Origin of the sequence: Ensifer sp. PDNC004, assembly GCF_016919405.1 — a bacterium.
In the GTDB taxonomy this organism is placed as follows: domain Bacteria; phylum Pseudomonadota; class Alphaproteobacteria; order Rhizobiales; family Rhizobiaceae; genus Ensifer.
Window position 1 is genome coordinate 2,386,133 of the sequence record NZ_CP070353.1, and the last position, 15,063, is coordinate 2,401,195.

Annotated in this window: 13 protein-coding genes and 1 tRNA gene; 5 read left to right on the plus strand and 9 right to left on the minus strand. The window is 62.5% G+C overall.

Annotated features, from left to right (window positions below):
- Positions 1–44: 44 nt before the first annotated feature.
- Both JVX98_RS19850 and phoR read right to left on the minus strand, forming a co-directional pair.
- Positions 45–1,079 carry a substrate-binding domain-containing protein gene (locus tag JVX98_RS19850; protein ID WP_192447942.1) on the minus strand — a complete coding sequence of 345 codons (1,035 nt, stop codon included), beginning with the start codon at positions 1,077–1,079 and terminating at the stop codon, positions 45–47.
- 195 nt (positions 1,080–1,274) lie between these two features.
- Positions 1,275–2,540, minus strand: coding sequence for a phosphate regulon sensor histidine kinase PhoR (gene phoR, locus JVX98_RS19855; RefSeq protein ID WP_043622440.1), 1,266 nt, complete (start codon positions 2,538–2,540; stop codon positions 1,275–1,277).
- 232 nt (positions 2,541–2,772) lie between these two features.
- Between phoR and ppk2 the strand changes: the two genes are divergently transcribed.
- Positions 2,773–3,669 carry a polyphosphate kinase 2 gene (gene ppk2, locus JVX98_RS19860; protein ID WP_205239486.1) on the plus strand — a complete coding sequence of 299 codons (897 nt, stop codon included), beginning with the start codon at positions 2,773–2,775 and terminating at the stop codon, positions 3,667–3,669.
- 84 nt (positions 3,670–3,753) lie between these two features.
- Here ppk2 and JVX98_RS19865 read toward each other — a convergent pair whose 3' ends face one another.
- Positions 3,754–4,995: a biotin transporter BioY gene (locus JVX98_RS19865; protein ID WP_205237175.1), complete on the minus strand. Its 1,242-nt coding sequence runs from the start codon at positions 4,993–4,995 to the stop codon at positions 3,754–3,756.
- 341 nt (positions 4,996–5,336) lie between these two features.
- Between JVX98_RS19865 and JVX98_RS19870 the strand changes: the two genes are divergently transcribed.
- Both JVX98_RS19870 and JVX98_RS19875 read left to right on the plus strand, forming a co-directional pair.
- Positions 5,337–6,347, plus strand: a complete 1,011-nt coding sequence (locus tag JVX98_RS19870) for a nitronate monooxygenase family protein (protein WP_205237176.1) — start codon at positions 5,337–5,339, stop codon at positions 6,345–6,347.
- Between the two features lie 76 nt (positions 6,348–6,423).
- Positions 6,424–6,499, plus strand: a tRNA-Thr gene (locus tag JVX98_RS19875).
- 45 nt (positions 6,500–6,544) lie between these two features.
- Here the strand turns inward: JVX98_RS19875 and JVX98_RS19880 are convergent.
- From JVX98_RS19880 to JVX98_RS19905, 6 genes are all read right to left on the minus strand, one after another.
- The gene (locus JVX98_RS19880; protein WP_205237177.1) at positions 6,545–7,216 is read right to left on the minus strand and encodes a VOC family protein; all 672 of its coding nucleotides are present in this window, start codon (positions 7,214–7,216) and stop codon (positions 6,545–6,547) included.
- Between the two features lie 91 nt (positions 7,217–7,307).
- The gene (locus tag JVX98_RS19885; protein WP_246764911.1) at positions 7,308–8,534 is read right to left on the minus strand and encodes a hypothetical protein; all 1,227 of its coding nucleotides are present in this window, start codon (positions 8,532–8,534) and stop codon (positions 7,308–7,310) included.
- 4 nt (positions 8,535–8,538) lie between these two features.
- Complete coding sequence (locus tag JVX98_RS19890; protein WP_192447947.1) at positions 8,539–9,495, minus strand: DUF2950 domain-containing protein; 957 nt, start codon at positions 9,493–9,495, stop codon at positions 8,539–8,541.
- Between the two features lie 21 nt (positions 9,496–9,516).
- Positions 9,517–10,878 carry a DUF3300 domain-containing protein gene (locus JVX98_RS19895; RefSeq protein ID WP_205237178.1) on the minus strand — a complete coding sequence of 454 codons (1,362 nt, stop codon included), beginning with the start codon at positions 10,876–10,878 and terminating at the stop codon, positions 9,517–9,519.
- Between the two features lie 400 nt (positions 10,879–11,278).
- Positions 11,279–11,632 carry an EF-hand domain-containing protein gene (locus JVX98_RS19900; protein ID WP_192447950.1) on the minus strand — a complete coding sequence of 118 codons (354 nt, stop codon included), beginning with the start codon at positions 11,630–11,632 and terminating at the stop codon, positions 11,279–11,281.
- Between the two features lie 17 nt (positions 11,633–11,649).
- Entirely contained in the window at positions 11,650–11,901 is a 252-nt protein-coding gene (locus JVX98_RS19905) for a glycine zipper 2TM domain-containing protein (RefSeq protein ID WP_192447951.1), read from the minus strand.
- Positions 11,902–12,433: 532 nt separating this feature from the next.
- Between JVX98_RS19905 and ampC the strand changes: the two genes are divergently transcribed.
- A complete protein-coding gene (gene ampC, locus JVX98_RS19910) occupies positions 12,434–13,606 on the plus strand; it encodes a class C beta-lactamase (RefSeq protein WP_205237179.1) in 1,173 nt (390 codons plus the stop codon).
- A 299-nt stretch (positions 13,607–13,905) separates the two neighbouring features.
- Positions 13,906–15,060, plus strand: a complete 1,155-nt coding sequence (locus JVX98_RS19915; RefSeq protein ID WP_371826571.1) for an alpha/beta hydrolase — start codon at positions 13,906–13,908, stop codon at positions 15,058–15,060.
- Positions 15,061–15,063: the final 3 nt, after the last annotated feature.

Here is a 15,063-nt window from a genome sequence, read left to right on the forward strand (position 1 = left end):
AGGCATGCCCCGGCGCGAAGACATCGCGCCGGGGCTTGTCATTATCAGAGCATGTTGCCGGCAGAGAAAGCCTTGCGGATTTCTTCGCGCTCAGCGTCCGGAGCGGCAACCAGGCCGTATTCGGCGAGCGGGCTTTCCGGGCCGATCATCTGATCGTCGAGGAAGAACTCAACATATTCCTTGAGGCCCGGGATAACGCCGAGATGTGCCTTCTTGACGTAGAAGTACAGCGGGCGGGAAACCGGATACTCGCCGGAAGCGATCGTTTCGGTCGACGGTACGATGCCGTTGACGGTCGCGACCTTCAGCTTGTCGGCGTTGTTTTCGTAGAACGACAGGCCGAACACGCCGATGCCGTTCTTGTTGGCAGCGATGCGAGCGAGCGTTTCGGTGTAGTCGCCGTCGATGTCGACAGCCATGCCGTCCTTGCGGACTGCGACGCACTTGCTGTGCTGCTGCTTTTCATCGGCAACGGCTGCCTTGATCACGTCAACGGCGCCAGCGTCCTTGCAGCCTGCAGCGAGGATCTTTTCTTCGAAGACTTCGCGGGTGCCGTGCTTTTCGCCCGGGATGTAAGCGGCGATTTCGACGGCCGGCAGAGCGGCGTTGACTTCGGACCACTTCTTATAGGGGTTGGCGACGACCTTGCCGTCGACGACGACTTCAGCAGCGAGCGCCTTGTAGAGGTCTTCCGGCTTCAGGGCGAGGTCGGCATTGCCGGCGTCGGTCGCAAAGACGATGCCGTCATAACCGATCTTCACTTCCTGGATTTCGGTGACGCCAGCGGCCTTGCAGGCCTCGACTTCGCTGTCCTTGATCTTGCGCGAGGAGTTGGCGATGTCGATGGTATCAGGGCCGACGCCCTTGCAGAATTCCTTCAGGCCAGCGGAGGAGCCGCCGGATTCGACGACCGGGGTCTTGAAGTCAGGGAAGGTCTCGCCGAACGTCTCGGCGACGATCTTGGCGTAGGGAAGAACGGTCGAGGAGCCAGCGACCTGAACCTGATCGCGAGCGGCGGCTGCGCCGGCAAATGCGGCCGAAGCTACCAGCGCCGCGACAGTGAGTTTAAGAGCTTTCATAAAAGTTCTCCCGGAATGGGCTTGTGTTGGTGTGCGCCAAGCGTTGCAGCGCTCTTCGCCGTCTTATCGGCTGCCCCTAACTAGCTGCCGATGGCCACACCTTTTATGTCAGTTTGACGAAACATTTATGACAGCTCATGTCATTGAAAACGCTAATGAAAAATGAAAGGCTCCGGGTTTTCCCGCGCCAATATGTCAGAAGCGGACCGTAAAAGTCGTACCTTTACCGACCTCGGAATGGATGAGGAGGCGGGCGCGGTGGCGCGTAAGAATGTGCTTGGCGATGGCAAGGCCAAGGCCGGTGCCCTTCTTCGAGCGGCTGGCTTCGACATTGACCCGGTAAAACCGCTCGGTGATGCGCGGCACATGTTCGGCCGGAATGCCCGGGCCATAGTCCTTGACGACGACTTCAGCCTCGCCGCCCTCGCCGCCGCGCAAGGTGACATCCACCTTCTTGCCTTCCTGGCCGTACTTGCAGGCATTCTCGATCAGGTTCTCGAAGACCTCGATGAGCTCGTCCCGTTCGCCGCGGACGACCACGGGCTTGTCCGGCACGACGAGCGAGACAGTGACATCCAGATCCTTCGCCAGCGGCAGCAGGCTGTCGCGGACATGCCCGAGCAGCGGCGCCAGATCGACCGGATCATCTGGCGCAATATGCGAGCGCAACTCCAGCCGCGACAGCGACAGCAGATCGTCGACGAGCCGGCTCATGCGCGTCGCCTGCTCGTGCATGATGCCGAAGAACTTTTCCTGCGCCTTCAGATCGTTGCGCGCCGGGCCCTGGAGCGTTTCGATGAAGCCGCGCAAGGATGCCAGCGGCGTGCGCAGCTCGTGGCTGGCATTGGCGACGAAGTCAGAGCGCATGCGGTCGATGCGGCGCGCCTGGGAGATGTCGCGATAGGTCAGCAGGAAGATCCGCTTGACCGGCCCGTCGCCCGGAATCTCAGCCGGAGCGACGCGCACCACATAGACGGCGTCGGACGGCAACTGCTCGTTATGCTCGATCTGGTTCGCCTTGCCGGTCGCCATCGTCTCGCGGACCATGTCGAGGATGCCGGGCGAGCGCACCCGAGCGGCAAGATAGGTGTTTGGCGGGATGGTCCCGAAGGCCTTCTCGGCGGCGATGTTCTGGAAGACCACCGTCTCGTCGGCGGCAATCACCAGTACCGGCATGTCGAGTGCGTTCAATGCCGGCACGAGCGGATCGCTCGCCGGGCCGGCAGCAACCACCGCCTTGGCCGGGCTCAGGATCACCGAGGCCGGCGCGCTACGGTTGAGCAATGCGGCGACGAGAACGATCCAGAAGGGCAGGACAATGAGGAAATGAATGCCCGCGACGGTCGCAAGGATCGCCAGCAGCACGGTCAGTCCCAGCAGCCAGCGCTCTGCTTTCAGTCGCGGAACCAGGTTCCGCCAGAACGCTTTCGAACCGTCCACCTCGACATCCTCGTGAATCACTTTCTTTTCCTCCCGGACCAAAATGGTCGAGGAATAGCGATACTTCATGACATGATTTTCACGACCGGCTTGAATCCGCAACGCAATTATGGCCTCCTCCAACGAAATCGGGTCGCGAGCGCCTTCTTCATCAGACGGCAGGCGCGCGTCCGAAAGTTTGAAAACGCGCATGATCCTTCCGATGATCGAGGCCGGTTTTCGGGCCCGTGCGCCAAGCCGAAAGGGCGAACCGATGGCGTTGACGGAAACGGCGGACAAGGGTGAGAACCGCGCAGTGGAACTCGTGATCGACGGCAAGAGCCGCGTTTTCGACATCGACAATCCCGAGTTGCCGAAGTGGATCGACGACGCGTCCTTTTCCTCCGACGACTATCCCTACAAGAAGAAGCTCGACGAAGACGAGTACACCGAGACGCTGGAAGCGCTTCAGGTCGAGCTGGTCAAGGTCCAGCTCTGGCAGCAGAAGACCGGCAAGCGCATGATGGCGCTGTTCGAGGGCCGGGACGCTGCCGGCAAGGGCGGTGCGATCCATGCGACGATGGACAATCTCAACCCCCGCTGGGCGCGCGTCGTCGCGCTGACCAAGCCGACCGAAACCGAGCACGGCCAATGGTATTTCCAGCGTTATGTCGCGACCATGCCGACGGCTGGCGAATTCGTGCTGTTCGACCGCTCCTGGTACAACCGCGCCGGCGTCGAGCCGGTCATGGGCTTCTGCACGCCCGAAGAGCACAAACAGTTCCTGAAGCAGGTTCCCCGCTTCGAAAAGATGATCGTGCACGAGGGCATCCAGTTCTTTAAATTCTGGATCAATATCGGCCGCGAGATGCAGCTCAAGCGCTTCCACGATCGCCGCCACGACCCGTTGAAGATCTGGAAGCTGTCGCCGATGGATATCGCGGCGCTCAACAAATGGGACGATTACACCGCCAAGCGCGACGAGATGCTGAAGGCGACCCACACGGATCATGCGCCCTGGACAGTGGTGCGCGGCAACGACAAGCGGCGGGCCCGGCTCAACCTGATCCGCCACATCCTGCATTCCCTCGATTACGACGGCAAGGACAAGGGTGCGATCGGCGAGATCGACGACAAGATCGTCGGATCCGGCCACGGCTTCCTGAAATAGACGCCGGCCCCCTCAGAGCCGGCAAAGCTGAGCGGCCGGCAGGTTTTCCTGCCGCCCTGTCTCGAAAAGCCTTGGCGACCGGCCTTATTGCCCCGGCAGGACGCGGATGGCGTAGAGGTTGAGGCTGTTGCCCTCGCCGGTAATATCGCTGTTGATCACGATCTGGCCGGGCGAACTCGGCGCCAGACTGCGGTCGAAGGTGACCTTGAACAACATGTCGATCCGCTCGTCATGTACGGTGAAGCGATAACGGCCGCATTCGCCGAGCGAGGAGAAATTGCACTCGACGGCAAACTCCGTGGTCTTGCCGGGCTCGGCCTGCACGGTCAGCGCCAGGGTCGACGTCTTGCCGGAGAGTTCGGCCAGAACCGCGGCCGGGATCTCGATGGTGATGTCCCCAGCCGCGTCGGCGACTTGCGAGGTCAACAAGACACGCCGCCCGCCTTCGTCGTCTACTGGCTCGACCTTGGCCTGCGCCCCGGGCGCGATCGCACCGGTTTCCGTCGGCTTGAAGACCTCCACCCAGTCACCGGTGAATCCCTGCTGGGCACCCAGCGTCTGCAATCCGGCGGCGCCATCGAAGTTTTCGGAGGCAACCGATGCCGGAGGATTGGCGACATTGGTGTCGCGCTCGGCGGCGGATTTCAGGAGATCGTTGGTCTGCACCCACCAGACGGCGGCCCCGACTGCGGCTGCAAGCGTGAGAACCACCATGGTGAAGGACAAAAAGCGGCTGCGCTTGCGCCGGCGCTTGCGCGTATCTCCGCGGACCGTCGGCGCAAGGCCCGTCGCTTCACCAGCATCCGCCTTGCTCTCGGCGGCTGCGCGCGTCGACACCACCGGACCGTCACGATCGGCGCGCAGACCGCCGAGACCACCGAGACCGCCGTCGCTCGCCGCCTGACGCGGCGCGTCAGCGGCAAAGCCGGGCTCCCGACGTCCCGTTGCCGGGGCATGTGGCTGGCTCTGCGGCGGTGTCTGGGTCTGGGGTTGAGGTTGGGCCTGCGCCTGGGGCTGTGACCGGACTTGCGGCTCGACCCGCGGCTGTGCGGCCCCGCGCGCCCGCGCAGCATCGTCGAGGCTGACCACGGGCGGTGCCGGCTGTCGCGTCCTCAGCGCCGCTCTTTCCTCCGTTTCGATCGCATGGATGACGGCTTCGAGCCGATGGCGCTGCTGGGCGATGACGTTGCCATCCTCGATACCCTGCTTCTGCAGTCCGGTTTCCAGCGCCTGGCGGGCAGATTGATAGATGCGCGCCCGCGTTTCCGCATTGGTGCGATCGGAGCGCTCAAGGGCATTTCTGATTGCAGTCTCAAGTCCGCTCACATCAAGTCCTTCTGTGTAGGCAGGGCTTTGGACCTGCCGGCGCGCCGCGGTTCACCACCGCTCTCGATCCAACCGCAAGGGCATAAGGGTTAAATCTGGAGGCACGCCGTTGGTTTTGTTAACAATTGCGTAACCGCTGCTGCCAAAATCCGCAAGTCCGGCGACGGGCGCTGCCGGCCAAGGCGGGGGAAAACGCTTTGCTTGGCCGCGCCTGCGCGAAAAAGAGGCGGCGACATCGCGGTCAAGCCGCCCTTTGCAAGCGGCGAACTTGCTGCTATCTATTTTGACGTTTACGCAAACGTCAAAAATTTGGCGCGCCTTACTGAGGGATGGAGAAACCGATGCCGCTTCCGCCAATTCTTTCCGGAACGACGAGACTGCCGGTTGTCGGCGCCCCCCTGTTCATCATTTCCAACCCGCAGCTGACGATCGCGCAATGCAAGGCCGGCGTGATCGGCGCCTTCCCGGCGTTGAACGCCCGCCCGCAATCGCAACTCGACGAATGGCTGGCGGAGATCACCGAGACGCTCGCCGATCACGATGCCAAGAATCCGGGCCGGCGCGCCGCCCCCTTTGCAGTCAACCAGATCGTGCACAAGTCCAATGCGCGGCTCGAGCAGGACCTGATGCTCTGCGTCAAGTACAAGGTGCCGGTCGTCATTTCCTCGCTCGGCGCCGTGCCGGAGGTCAATGCCGCCATCCATTCCTATGGCGGCATCGTGCTTCATGACGTCATCAACAATCGCCATGCCAATTCGGCGATCCGCAAGGGCGCCGACGGCCTGATTGCAGTTGCTGCCGGCGCCGGCGGCCATGCGGGCACCCTGTCCCCCTTCGCTCTGGTCCAGGAAATCCGCTCCTGGTTCGACGGGCCGCTGCTTCTCTCCGGTGCGATCGCGACCGGCAGCGCCATTCTCGCGGCCCAGGCGATGGGCGCCGACATGGCCTATATCGGCTCGCCCTTCATCGCGACGGAGGAAGCACGCGCCAGCGACGCCTACAAGCAGATGATCGTCGACAGCAATGCGGCCGACATCGTCTACTCCAATTACTTCACCGGTATCCACGGCAACTACCTGAAGCCCTCGATCTCGGCCGCCGGCATGGATCCGGAAAACCTGCCCGAGGCCGACCCGTCGAAGATGGATTTCGGCGCAGCGACTGATGGCGCCAAGGCCTGGAAGGACATCTGGGGCTGCGGCCAGGGCATCGGCGCAGTCAAGGAAGTGACATCCGTCGCCCGCATGGTCGACCGGCTGGAGCGCGAATACGACGCGGCCCGCACCCGCCTCGGCCTGCATCCCACACCCGCAGTGACAGCCAACAAGGAATTTTCAAGTTCTCGCAACTGATGGCTTGAAATCTCGGCGCTTTGCGTTTATCAGCGCCTCACATTCGTTCCGCGGACGTCCGCGGAACTGCCTCCGGGCCGCTTTAGCTCAGTCGGTAGAGCACATCATTCGTAATGATGGGGTCACGTGTTCGAGTCACGTAAGCGGCACCACTTCTCTCCCATAAATCAAACCGACCTTTACTTCGCGAACGCAGGCTATACCGCGTGAACCTTCCAGCCGCCGAGAGAGTTCGCCAGCATTCCTGGCGCTTTCACGCCTTCAAGTAAGATTTCCAGGCCCTTCGCACTCGGCAACTGGCGCCGCTCCGGGAACCACGGCCGGTCTGGGGCGACGGCGATCAGAAGTCCCTCGTCGTCACCAATGGCGGCAAAGCTGGGTGAGGCCTGCCCAAGAGTGGTCACCGCGAACGTACGGGCGAATTCGGCAGCGGTGCCGAAAACATCGTCGGCTGGAACACCGACCTCGCTGACGCAGTCCAGGTCCGAGCCGCCAAAGGGTCCTGTTTGGGAAGCGCCAGCGAGCCTGCGGCGGCCGATCAGTTCGAGAACCGCATTGTCGGGACCTTCGAAATAGACGGATTTCGACTGCCAATCGCCCTCCAGCACCGCGCATTCTCCGCTTTCCGGCACGCGTTGCAGCGGGGTGCGTTGCTTCAACCATGATATTGCGGCATCAAACCGCTCATAGCCCACATTGAACGCCAGATGGACACCGCGCGGCGGCTCGCCGATCGCAGGAACCAGGCGAATCTCGCTCCATCCGACGCGGATCGAACTTTCGGTCGCCGGCAACTCAAGCAGGTCTCGAAAGAAGGCAACGCTTTTCGAAACATCGGACGTTGGCAATGTCAGTTTACGGATGCGCATGGAGCCTGATCCTATCGCGAGTGAGTGACTCGTGACGGATACGACCTCAAGCCAACTTGAGGTCAAGACTGGCGCCGATGGCAGTGCCTGATCAAAGCAGCAGCAGCTTCTTCAGCACCGAGAAGACTTCCTTGTAGGGCAACCTGGTTGCGCCGGCGACGGCGAAGGGGATGAGGGCGGCGGCGGCAACGGGGACGACGGCGCTCCGGCTGATGAGCACGGTCGAGAGCTTGCTGGTCGCGTCGAAGAGCTTGCCGGGATCGGCCAGTTCCTCTTCCGGTTCCGGGCCCGGATCGGCAGCCACGTTGCGACCGAGCACCTTGCGTTCGGCGGCGCGCTGGAAGCGCGTCGCCTGCACGCCGAGCATCAAAAGCCCGCTCTCCTTCAACTGCGCCAGAGGCTTCGAGAAGGCCGACAGCGGATGGGCGAAGAACGCGACGACGATCGCGAGCCAGCCGCTCATGATCATGCTGAAGGTCGTCATCGACAGTGTTTCCTGCAGCAGGTGCTTCATGACCGCGGCAGCGATCGCAGCACTCATGCCGAAGACGAAGAACATGTAGGCGTTCGGATATTGCGACAGAAAGCCGAGCCCGCCCTTGCCATCCGGATGGGTCGCGACCAGGCGAAGCTCCAGCCGGGCGATCTTGCGCAACAGCCGCGCCCAGACGAGGTGCCGCCAGACCCCACGCAGGAACAGGAAGACGAACAAGGGCAGGCTGACACAGATCGACCACCAGCCCGCCGCAGTAATCCGGTTGCCCTCGGCCGCATGCTCGACGGCCCAGAACGAGGCGGGCGACGTATGGAAATTCAAGAAGGAAAGCAGCGCCGCGACCGCGGCGAGAGCCAGACAGACGGCTTCCGCGAGCCCGGAATCGCGCTGCTTCAGTGCGTCGGAAATCGCGCGCGCGGCTGATGGCATCGAGGTCGGGGCGATCAGCGGCGCGCGCGAAAACTGGCCGAGCTTGATGCGCAGGCCGCGTTCAACCTGCTGTTCGGCCAGCACGAAGGCGGCAATGGCAATGAAGAACTTTGCCCAGCCGCCCGGGTCGCTCAGGAAGGCGCCCTGCTCCAGCGGAAAGCTCCCCGGCAGGCTCAGCAAGAAAGGCACGCCCCAGGCGAGCGCCACGAAAACCAGCGCCCGCTTGCCCGACTGCAGCGCGTTTGCATGTAGCAGCTTCAGCCGGGCCTGAAGCTCGAAGAACGGCCCGCCATGGGCGGCGAGGAACTCGGCGATCCTTCCCTGCCGAGACGCCGGCGCGGCATCCGCCGCGTCGCTGCCGGATGTCTTGGCGCCTGGGTCCGCTCCGTCCACCGCATCAATCCTCCACGACCTGCCAGTTGTCGTTCGGATTGAACTGCCGGATTCCGTTGGCAACGCTCTCGGTCTTGTCGCCGAGATCGGCCTGGTAGACGGTTCCGTTGCGGTTGACGACGAAGGTGTGAACGCCCGTCGCGCCGTATCGCACCGGCCAGGCGACGAGCGCGAAGCCGGCGATCATGTTGCCGTTGATGATGTAGTCAAACTTGCCGCCCGCGATGTTATCGCCCTGGCTCGTCAGCACCCGGTAGCGATAGCCGAAGTAGCCCTTGCCGGCTTGCGCCTTGGCAAGCACCGCGCCATCGGCGAGCGCTTCGCCGGCCGGGCTTTGCGGTTCGCCTTCGCCGGCGGGCCAGTAGAGCCCATCGGTCTTGCCCTCGCTGCTGATCAGCTTCTGCGCGTATTCGAGAACGCCGTCGCCGTCATGATCCTCGAGCGCATATTCCTCCTGCGCCTCGACATAGGCGCGGACCGTCGCGATCGTGTCGAGTTCGTTGCGGCCGACGAGGCGATTGGCGATCTCCTCGAGCCCGACATAGGTGTCGAAGGCCCACTTGCCGTCCTTGCCCTTGGCGATCGGGAACGGAAAGGGCCAGAGCACCTCACCGATCTCCAGAACCTTGCGGTTCTCGACATCCTGCACCGCCACCTTCTTCTTCACCCCTGCCTGGATATCGGCATAGGCATCCATGACGCCGTCGCTCGTCTTGGCCTTGGCGGCATCAAGGCCGACGAGGTTTGCGAGCTTGTCGAAATCGCCGGAAGCGACGGCCGACTTGAAGGCGTCGATCGCCTGTTCCGGCGTGTCGAACACCGGCGGATCGCTTGCTGCCGCGTAGTCGGAGAGCGGCGTGTGCGCCGCGGCATCCTGCGCCGACGCGAACGTCGCGGAACCGCTGACGAGCACGGCGGCAGCTATGGAGGACAGGAGCAGATGATGTACGCGCTTGGTCATTTTCGTTCTCCTCTCCTTCAGTTACCGGTGCCGTCCGCCGCCGCCACCGCCACCGCGCTTGATTTCGCGATGCGGCTGGCCACCACCGCGTTGGCCGCCGCCGAGCGCCTGCCGGCCGCGGTCCGACTGGACCTTGGTGACCCTTCCACTCTGGACCTGGCCGAGCGCCGATGGCTTGCCACCGCCGCCACGATCGACCTTGCCACCCGGTTTCGGTTTGGCGACCTGCCGGTCGGCCCGGGCCGCGGGCTTGGCATTGCCGACCTTGCCGGCGCCGTCGGGCCTTGCCTTGACCTGGTTGCCCGGTTTGCGGTCGCCAGGAGCTGCGTTGGCTCGCCCGACATTTTCGCGCTGGCGCGCCTCGACCTTGCTCTTGCGGACATCGTCGACCGAGACCCGGCTACCGGCCCTGTTTGCCGCCGCGCCGACCTGGTCGGAGCGGGCCACCTTCGCCCGGTTGGCGATGTTGTTGCCTTTCGCCGACTTGAAGTCCCGCTCCATCGAGGTGCGATCGATCTTGGCGAACTGGTTCTTGTCGAAGCTGATCTTGCTGCGATCGACATTCTTCCAGTCGACGTCGTTGAACTTCACCTTGCCGTTGACGTTGTTGAAGCAGTTGTTGCAGTCGATATCGACATCGCCGCCGTTCCAGCGTCCGCCCCAGACGCCCCAGTCGTCCCAGTCGACGACCGCGGCAAAGGCAGCGCCCGTGACCACGCCGGCAAAGAAGGTTGCCGTCGGATAGTAGTAGTTCGGGTAGGGCTCGGGATAATAGGCGATCGGGGCCGGCTGATAGCCCGGATCATAGAGCATCTGCGGCTCGTATTGCGGGACGTAGATTTTTTCCGGATCGGCGGCCTGGATCACGACGTTGTTGTTTTCCTGCTTCACCACCACCTTGTCGTCCGACTTGATGACGCCGTCGGCGACCGCCTTGTCGCGCAATTGCTGGATGGCGACGAGCACATCCTGCTGCTGGTAGGCGAGCGCGTCGCTGAGCGACTGGGTCCAGTCGAGGTCGTCGCTCATCATCTTGACGATCTGGGGGTAGTTCAGCAGCGAAACGATGCTGCCGTCCCAGCTGTCCTTGGGCTTCATATCCTTCTTGGTCTTGGAAACCTCCAGGAAGCGCTCCGCCTCGACGATCTGCAGCGGATAGAGCGAGGCGGAGGTCACGAGCGCGACGAGTTCGTCGGGATAGAGCGCAATGCGCGCGACGAGGACCTCGAGTTCGTCTTCGCTGAGTGGCTGCGGCGCCTCTTCGCTCGCCGCCTGGGTGGCGGCCTGCTCCTGCGCCAACGCAGTGCTCACTGCAAACGAACCCGTCAGCATGGCAAGCAATGCCACCGTCGGCGCACGCAAAGAACGAGGTCGGTCGAACATGGTCTCTCCTATCCAGGCACAACGATCAACAAACGAGCCCGGGAAATCCCCCGGCTTGGACGTCAAGGCGCCGGCCATGCGGCCGGCGGAGCAATCGCGAGAATTCCCATTCACCGTCGTCGACGTACCCTTGCGCAAGACGGATGCTTGCATTGGGAGCCAAGTCGCTTGTCAGAAAGCCGAATGGGACAATCAGGAAGAGCGGCATGAGCACCGGCAGCCAGGTGGCCAGTTGCCGGTGAATTTTAGCTAAGAGAAACAGAACGTCCGGCAAATGCAACCGGAAAATGAGGCCATATCAGCGCGCACGCCTCCTTTCTTGCGCGATGGCTGTCGGCCGGAGCCTGTGCCGGCAGCCGGGACGATCGAAATTCATGGTGGTCGGCTCCGGCACCGCGCGTCATTTCAGGGCACCGTCACCACTTCGGTCGGCGGTCTTGAAGTCCGCCATGACCCGATCCAGGAACTCGTTCCGGCTGATCTTGCCGTCACCGTTGGTATCGGTGGCGGCAAACTGCTGAGCGTTCAGCGCCTGCTTCGTCTCGTCGGAGGTCAGGTTTCCGTCCTTGTTCTTGTCGAGATTGACGAAGGCGTTCGACATGAAGGCCTCATACTCGGACCGCTCGATCGCGCCGTCCTTGTTGCTGTCGAGCGCGCTCATCTGTCCCTGATTCATCGTCGCAGCCTGCTGCTGCGCGATCGCCGGTGTGATCTGGCCGAGCGCAAGCACGCTCATAAGAACGATTTTCTTCATCCTGCTTTGTTCCTTGATCAATAATAGCGGCATGCCAGCGCATTGCCGGCAGCAGCGCCAAGCGTCGCTCCGCCACCAACCGCCCAAAGCTGACCGGTACCTGAACCGATCGTCGAGCCGATCAGGCCGCCGACGATGGCCCCGCCAACGGTTCCGGCAATGCAGCCGAATTCGTTGCCGGTCGGACCGCTCTTGGACACATAGGCTGATTGGCACCCCGATAAGGCTAGGGCGCCGGCAAGAATGAGAGTTATGGTCTGCTTGCTCATTTTATCCTCCAATATGGCCGTCTGATTGCAATAGAGATCGGCGGAGGCGCCATTGATTGGCGTCGGATGTAAATAAGCTTCCGAATATGCCCCCGGAATCGGGGAGACTCTTCTGTTCGATCAGAAGCAGCTCGTGGATTAAAAATGCAGCCTGGCAACAACGAGGCCTTAAACTGCCGGCGAATACTACGCCCGAGCGCCCGCAATGACAACGGACCACGCAATTTTATGGAATGCACGGCGCCAACGCCCCTCGCCGCCGCCTTCGCCCCCTGAAAATCGTCTCCCCCGGCGCGACATCTCGCCTTAGATTTTCTAGGGTCTCCCTCGAAATATCGTCATTTGTGCCGTCGGACCGGGCGGTCTAGCTCTTTGCCGTCCTTTTGGGCTCCCCTTGCAGGTCTCCATGGCCTGACAGGAAAAAGGGGTTGGTAAAGCGCCGACTCGATCCGACACCCATCTCCGACCGTGGCCGCACGCCCCCCAATGCCCGCGCCACCGACAAAACACCTATCGAGAGAGAACACATCGAATGGACAGATTGGCGACAATTAGATTAGGCCTTGCTACTGCAACCCTTGCAGCCCTGGCGTCGAACGCGCTCGCCGAAGGCGGCGATCGGGCCCAGATTGCCGCCGTCGTGGACAAGGCAATCCGCCCTGTCATGCACGAACACAAGGTGCCGGGCATCGCCGTCGCGGTGACCGTTGACGGCCAGCGCTACTTCATGAATTACGGCGTCGCTTCCAAGGAAACGAAGGCTCCAGTCACCGAAGATACGCTGTTCGAACTCGGCTCGATCAGCAAGACTTTCGCCTCGACACTGGCGTCCTATGCGCAGGTAACCGGCAAGCTCTCGTTCGCCGACCATCCCGGCAAATTCATGCCGGCCCTTGCGGGCACGGCGATCGACAAGGCGACCCTCCTCCATCTCGCCACCTATACCGCCGGCGGGCTGCCGCTGCAGTTCCCCGACGCGGTCAAGAGCGACGCCGACATGGTCGACTATTTCAGCACGTGGAAGCCGGAAGCCAAGCCCGGCAAGAAGCGTCGCTATTCCAACCCGAGCATCGGCCTCTTCGGCCACACCGCGGCATTGGCGATGGGCGGCGACTTCAGCGCGGTCCTCGAAAGCGAGATCTTTCCCAAGCTCGGGCTGAAGCACAGCTATGTCCGCGTTCCAGACAGCCAGATGGGCAGCTACGCCTGGGGCTACGGCAAGGCTGACAAGCCCATCCGCGTCACTGCCGGAACGTTCGACGCGGAGGCCTATGGGGTGAAGTCGTCGGCGGCAGACATGATCCGCTTCGTCGAGGCCAACATCCGGCCTGAACAGTTGGACGGGCCTATCCGCAAGGCGATCGAAGCCACTCACGTGGGGTATTTCGACAGCGGCAAGATGGTGCAGGGGCTCGGCTGGGAGCAGTACCCCTACCCGGTTTCGGTGGAGCGGCTGCTCGACGGCAACTCGCGCGACATGGCCCTGAAGAGCAACCCGGTCAAGGCATTGAGCCCGCCGAGGCAACCCGACGGTTCGACGCTCTACAACAAGACCGGCTCCACCAACGGCTTCGGTGGATATGTCGCCTTCGTGCCGGAAAAGAAGATCGGCATCCTGCTGCTTGCCAACCGCAACATTCCGATCCCCGAGAGGATCAAGGCGGCCCACGCGATCCTGACGGCGCTCGAAGCGAGAGCGAAGTAACGGCGGAAAATTCCCGTGCCGCGGCGAGCCCGCGACACGGGAAACGACATCCATCAACAACTCTGTAGCGAATCTTCAATCAGGGCCTGCTTGCATATTAGCGCCGAGTATTGTCATCTGCGTTTCGCGAAAGCGCGATCAGATGCAGTCGAGTTCAGGCGTATGTGGGGATGCCGATGTTCGAGTGGTTGGGAGTTCAGAGTTCGCTACATCGGCAACGTGCAGGCAGGGGGCGGACAATCTTCGTGCTTGCAGCCTTGACGCTGCTTGCCGGCTGCGGCGGCCATGCCAAGGGCGTGATGGCGCCTGTCGCGCTGACCGCTCCGGTTCCAGGCGCCTCCACCGTCGACATGCTTGTGGCGACCACGCGCGAACCCTCGGGCGATCCGGCGACACTCTTTTCCGGCGAGCGCGACGCCAACACCTTCCTAACCGACGTCGCGGTTTCGATCCCGCCGGAAACAGCACGCAAGTCGGGCACGGTACAATGGCCGCGCAAGCTGCCGCCGGATCCGGCCAAGGAATTCGCCGTCACGCGGGTGAATGAACTCAGGTCGCTCGACGAGGCCAAGTCCTGGTTCCTGCAGCACGATATCGGCGGCAACGCCTTCGTCTTCGTGCACGGCTTCAACAACCGCTACGAGGATTCGGTCTACCGGCTGGCGCAGATCGTCCACGATTCGGACGTCAAAGCGACACCGGTTCTCTTCACCTGGCCTTCGCGCGCCAACGTGTTCGACTACAATTACGACAAGGAAAGCACGAACTATTCGCGCACGGCCCTTGAAGACATTCTGAAGAAGCTTTCCGACGCACCGAAGGTCAAGAGCATCACCATCCTCGCCCACTCCATGGGCACCTGGCTGACGATGGAATCGCTGCGCCAGATGGGTATCCGCGACGGCAACGTGCCGTCGAAGATCGAGAACGTCATTCTTGCTTCGCCGGATATCGATCTCGACGTCTTTGCCAAGCAGTTTGTCGAGATGGGCCACAAGCGGCCGAAATTCACGATCTTCGTTTCGCAGGACGACCGGGCGCTGGCGCTTTCGAGCTTCATCTCCGGCGACGTCTCTCGCCTCGGCGCAATCGACCCGTCGGCAGAGCCCTACCGGACCCAGCTGGAACGCGCCGGCATCACCGCCATCGACCTGACGAAGGTTAAGTCTGAGGACGGCCTGCACCACGGAAAGTTCGCTGAAAGTCCTGAAATCGTTCAGTTGATCGGCACGCGGCTCGCCACGGGACAGACGCTGACCGACTCTGACATCTCGGTCGGAACCGGCATCGCGGCAGTCGTCGCCGGCACGGCCAGAAACGTCGGCAACGTCGCGGCCGTAACGGTCTCGGCGCCTGTGTCGATCCTCGAAAACCCGCAACCGGCAAAGAAGAAGAAGGTGGTCGTCGGAGACACGCTCGCGACCGACATGCCGACGCCGGTGAAGATCAAGTAAGGG

Excerpts from the sequence above, each read along its gene's own strand:
- JVX98_RS19850 (WP_192447942.1), bottom strand. The coding sequence starts at position 1,079 with ATGAAAGCTCTTAAACTCACTGTCGCGGCGCTGGTAGCTTCGGCCGCA.
- ppk2 (WP_205239486.1), top strand. The coding sequence starts at position 2,773 with ATGGCGTTGACGGAAACGGCGGACAAGGGTGAGAACCGCGCAGTGGAA.
- JVX98_RS19870 (WP_205237176.1), top strand. The coding sequence starts at position 5,337 with ATGCCGCTTCCGCCAATTCTTTCCGGAACGACGAGACTGCCGGTTGTC.
- JVX98_RS19880 (WP_205237177.1), bottom strand. The coding sequence starts at position 7,216 with ATGCGCATCCGTAAACTGACATTGCCAACGTCCGATGTTTCGAAAAGC.
- JVX98_RS19890 (WP_192447947.1), bottom strand. The coding sequence starts at position 9,495 with ATGACCAAGCGCGTACATCATCTGCTCCTGTCCTCCATAGCTGCCGCC.
- JVX98_RS19895 (WP_205237178.1), bottom strand. The coding sequence starts at position 10,878 with ATGTTCGACCGACCTCGTTCTTTGCGTGCGCCGACGGTGGCATTGCTT.
- JVX98_RS19900 (WP_192447950.1), bottom strand. The coding sequence starts at position 11,632 with ATGAAGAAAATCGTTCTTATGAGCGTGCTTGCGCTCGGCCAGATCACA.
- JVX98_RS19905 (WP_192447951.1), bottom strand. The coding sequence starts at position 11,901 with ATGAGCAAGCAGACCATAACTCTCATTCTTGCCGGCGCCCTAGCCTTA.
- ampC (WP_205237179.1), top strand. The coding sequence starts at position 12,434 with ATGGACAGATTGGCGACAATTAGATTAGGCCTTGCTACTGCAACCCTT.
- JVX98_RS19915 (WP_371826571.1), top strand. The coding sequence starts at position 13,906 with ATGGCGCCTGTCGCGCTGACCGCTCCGGTTCCAGGCGCCTCCACCGTC.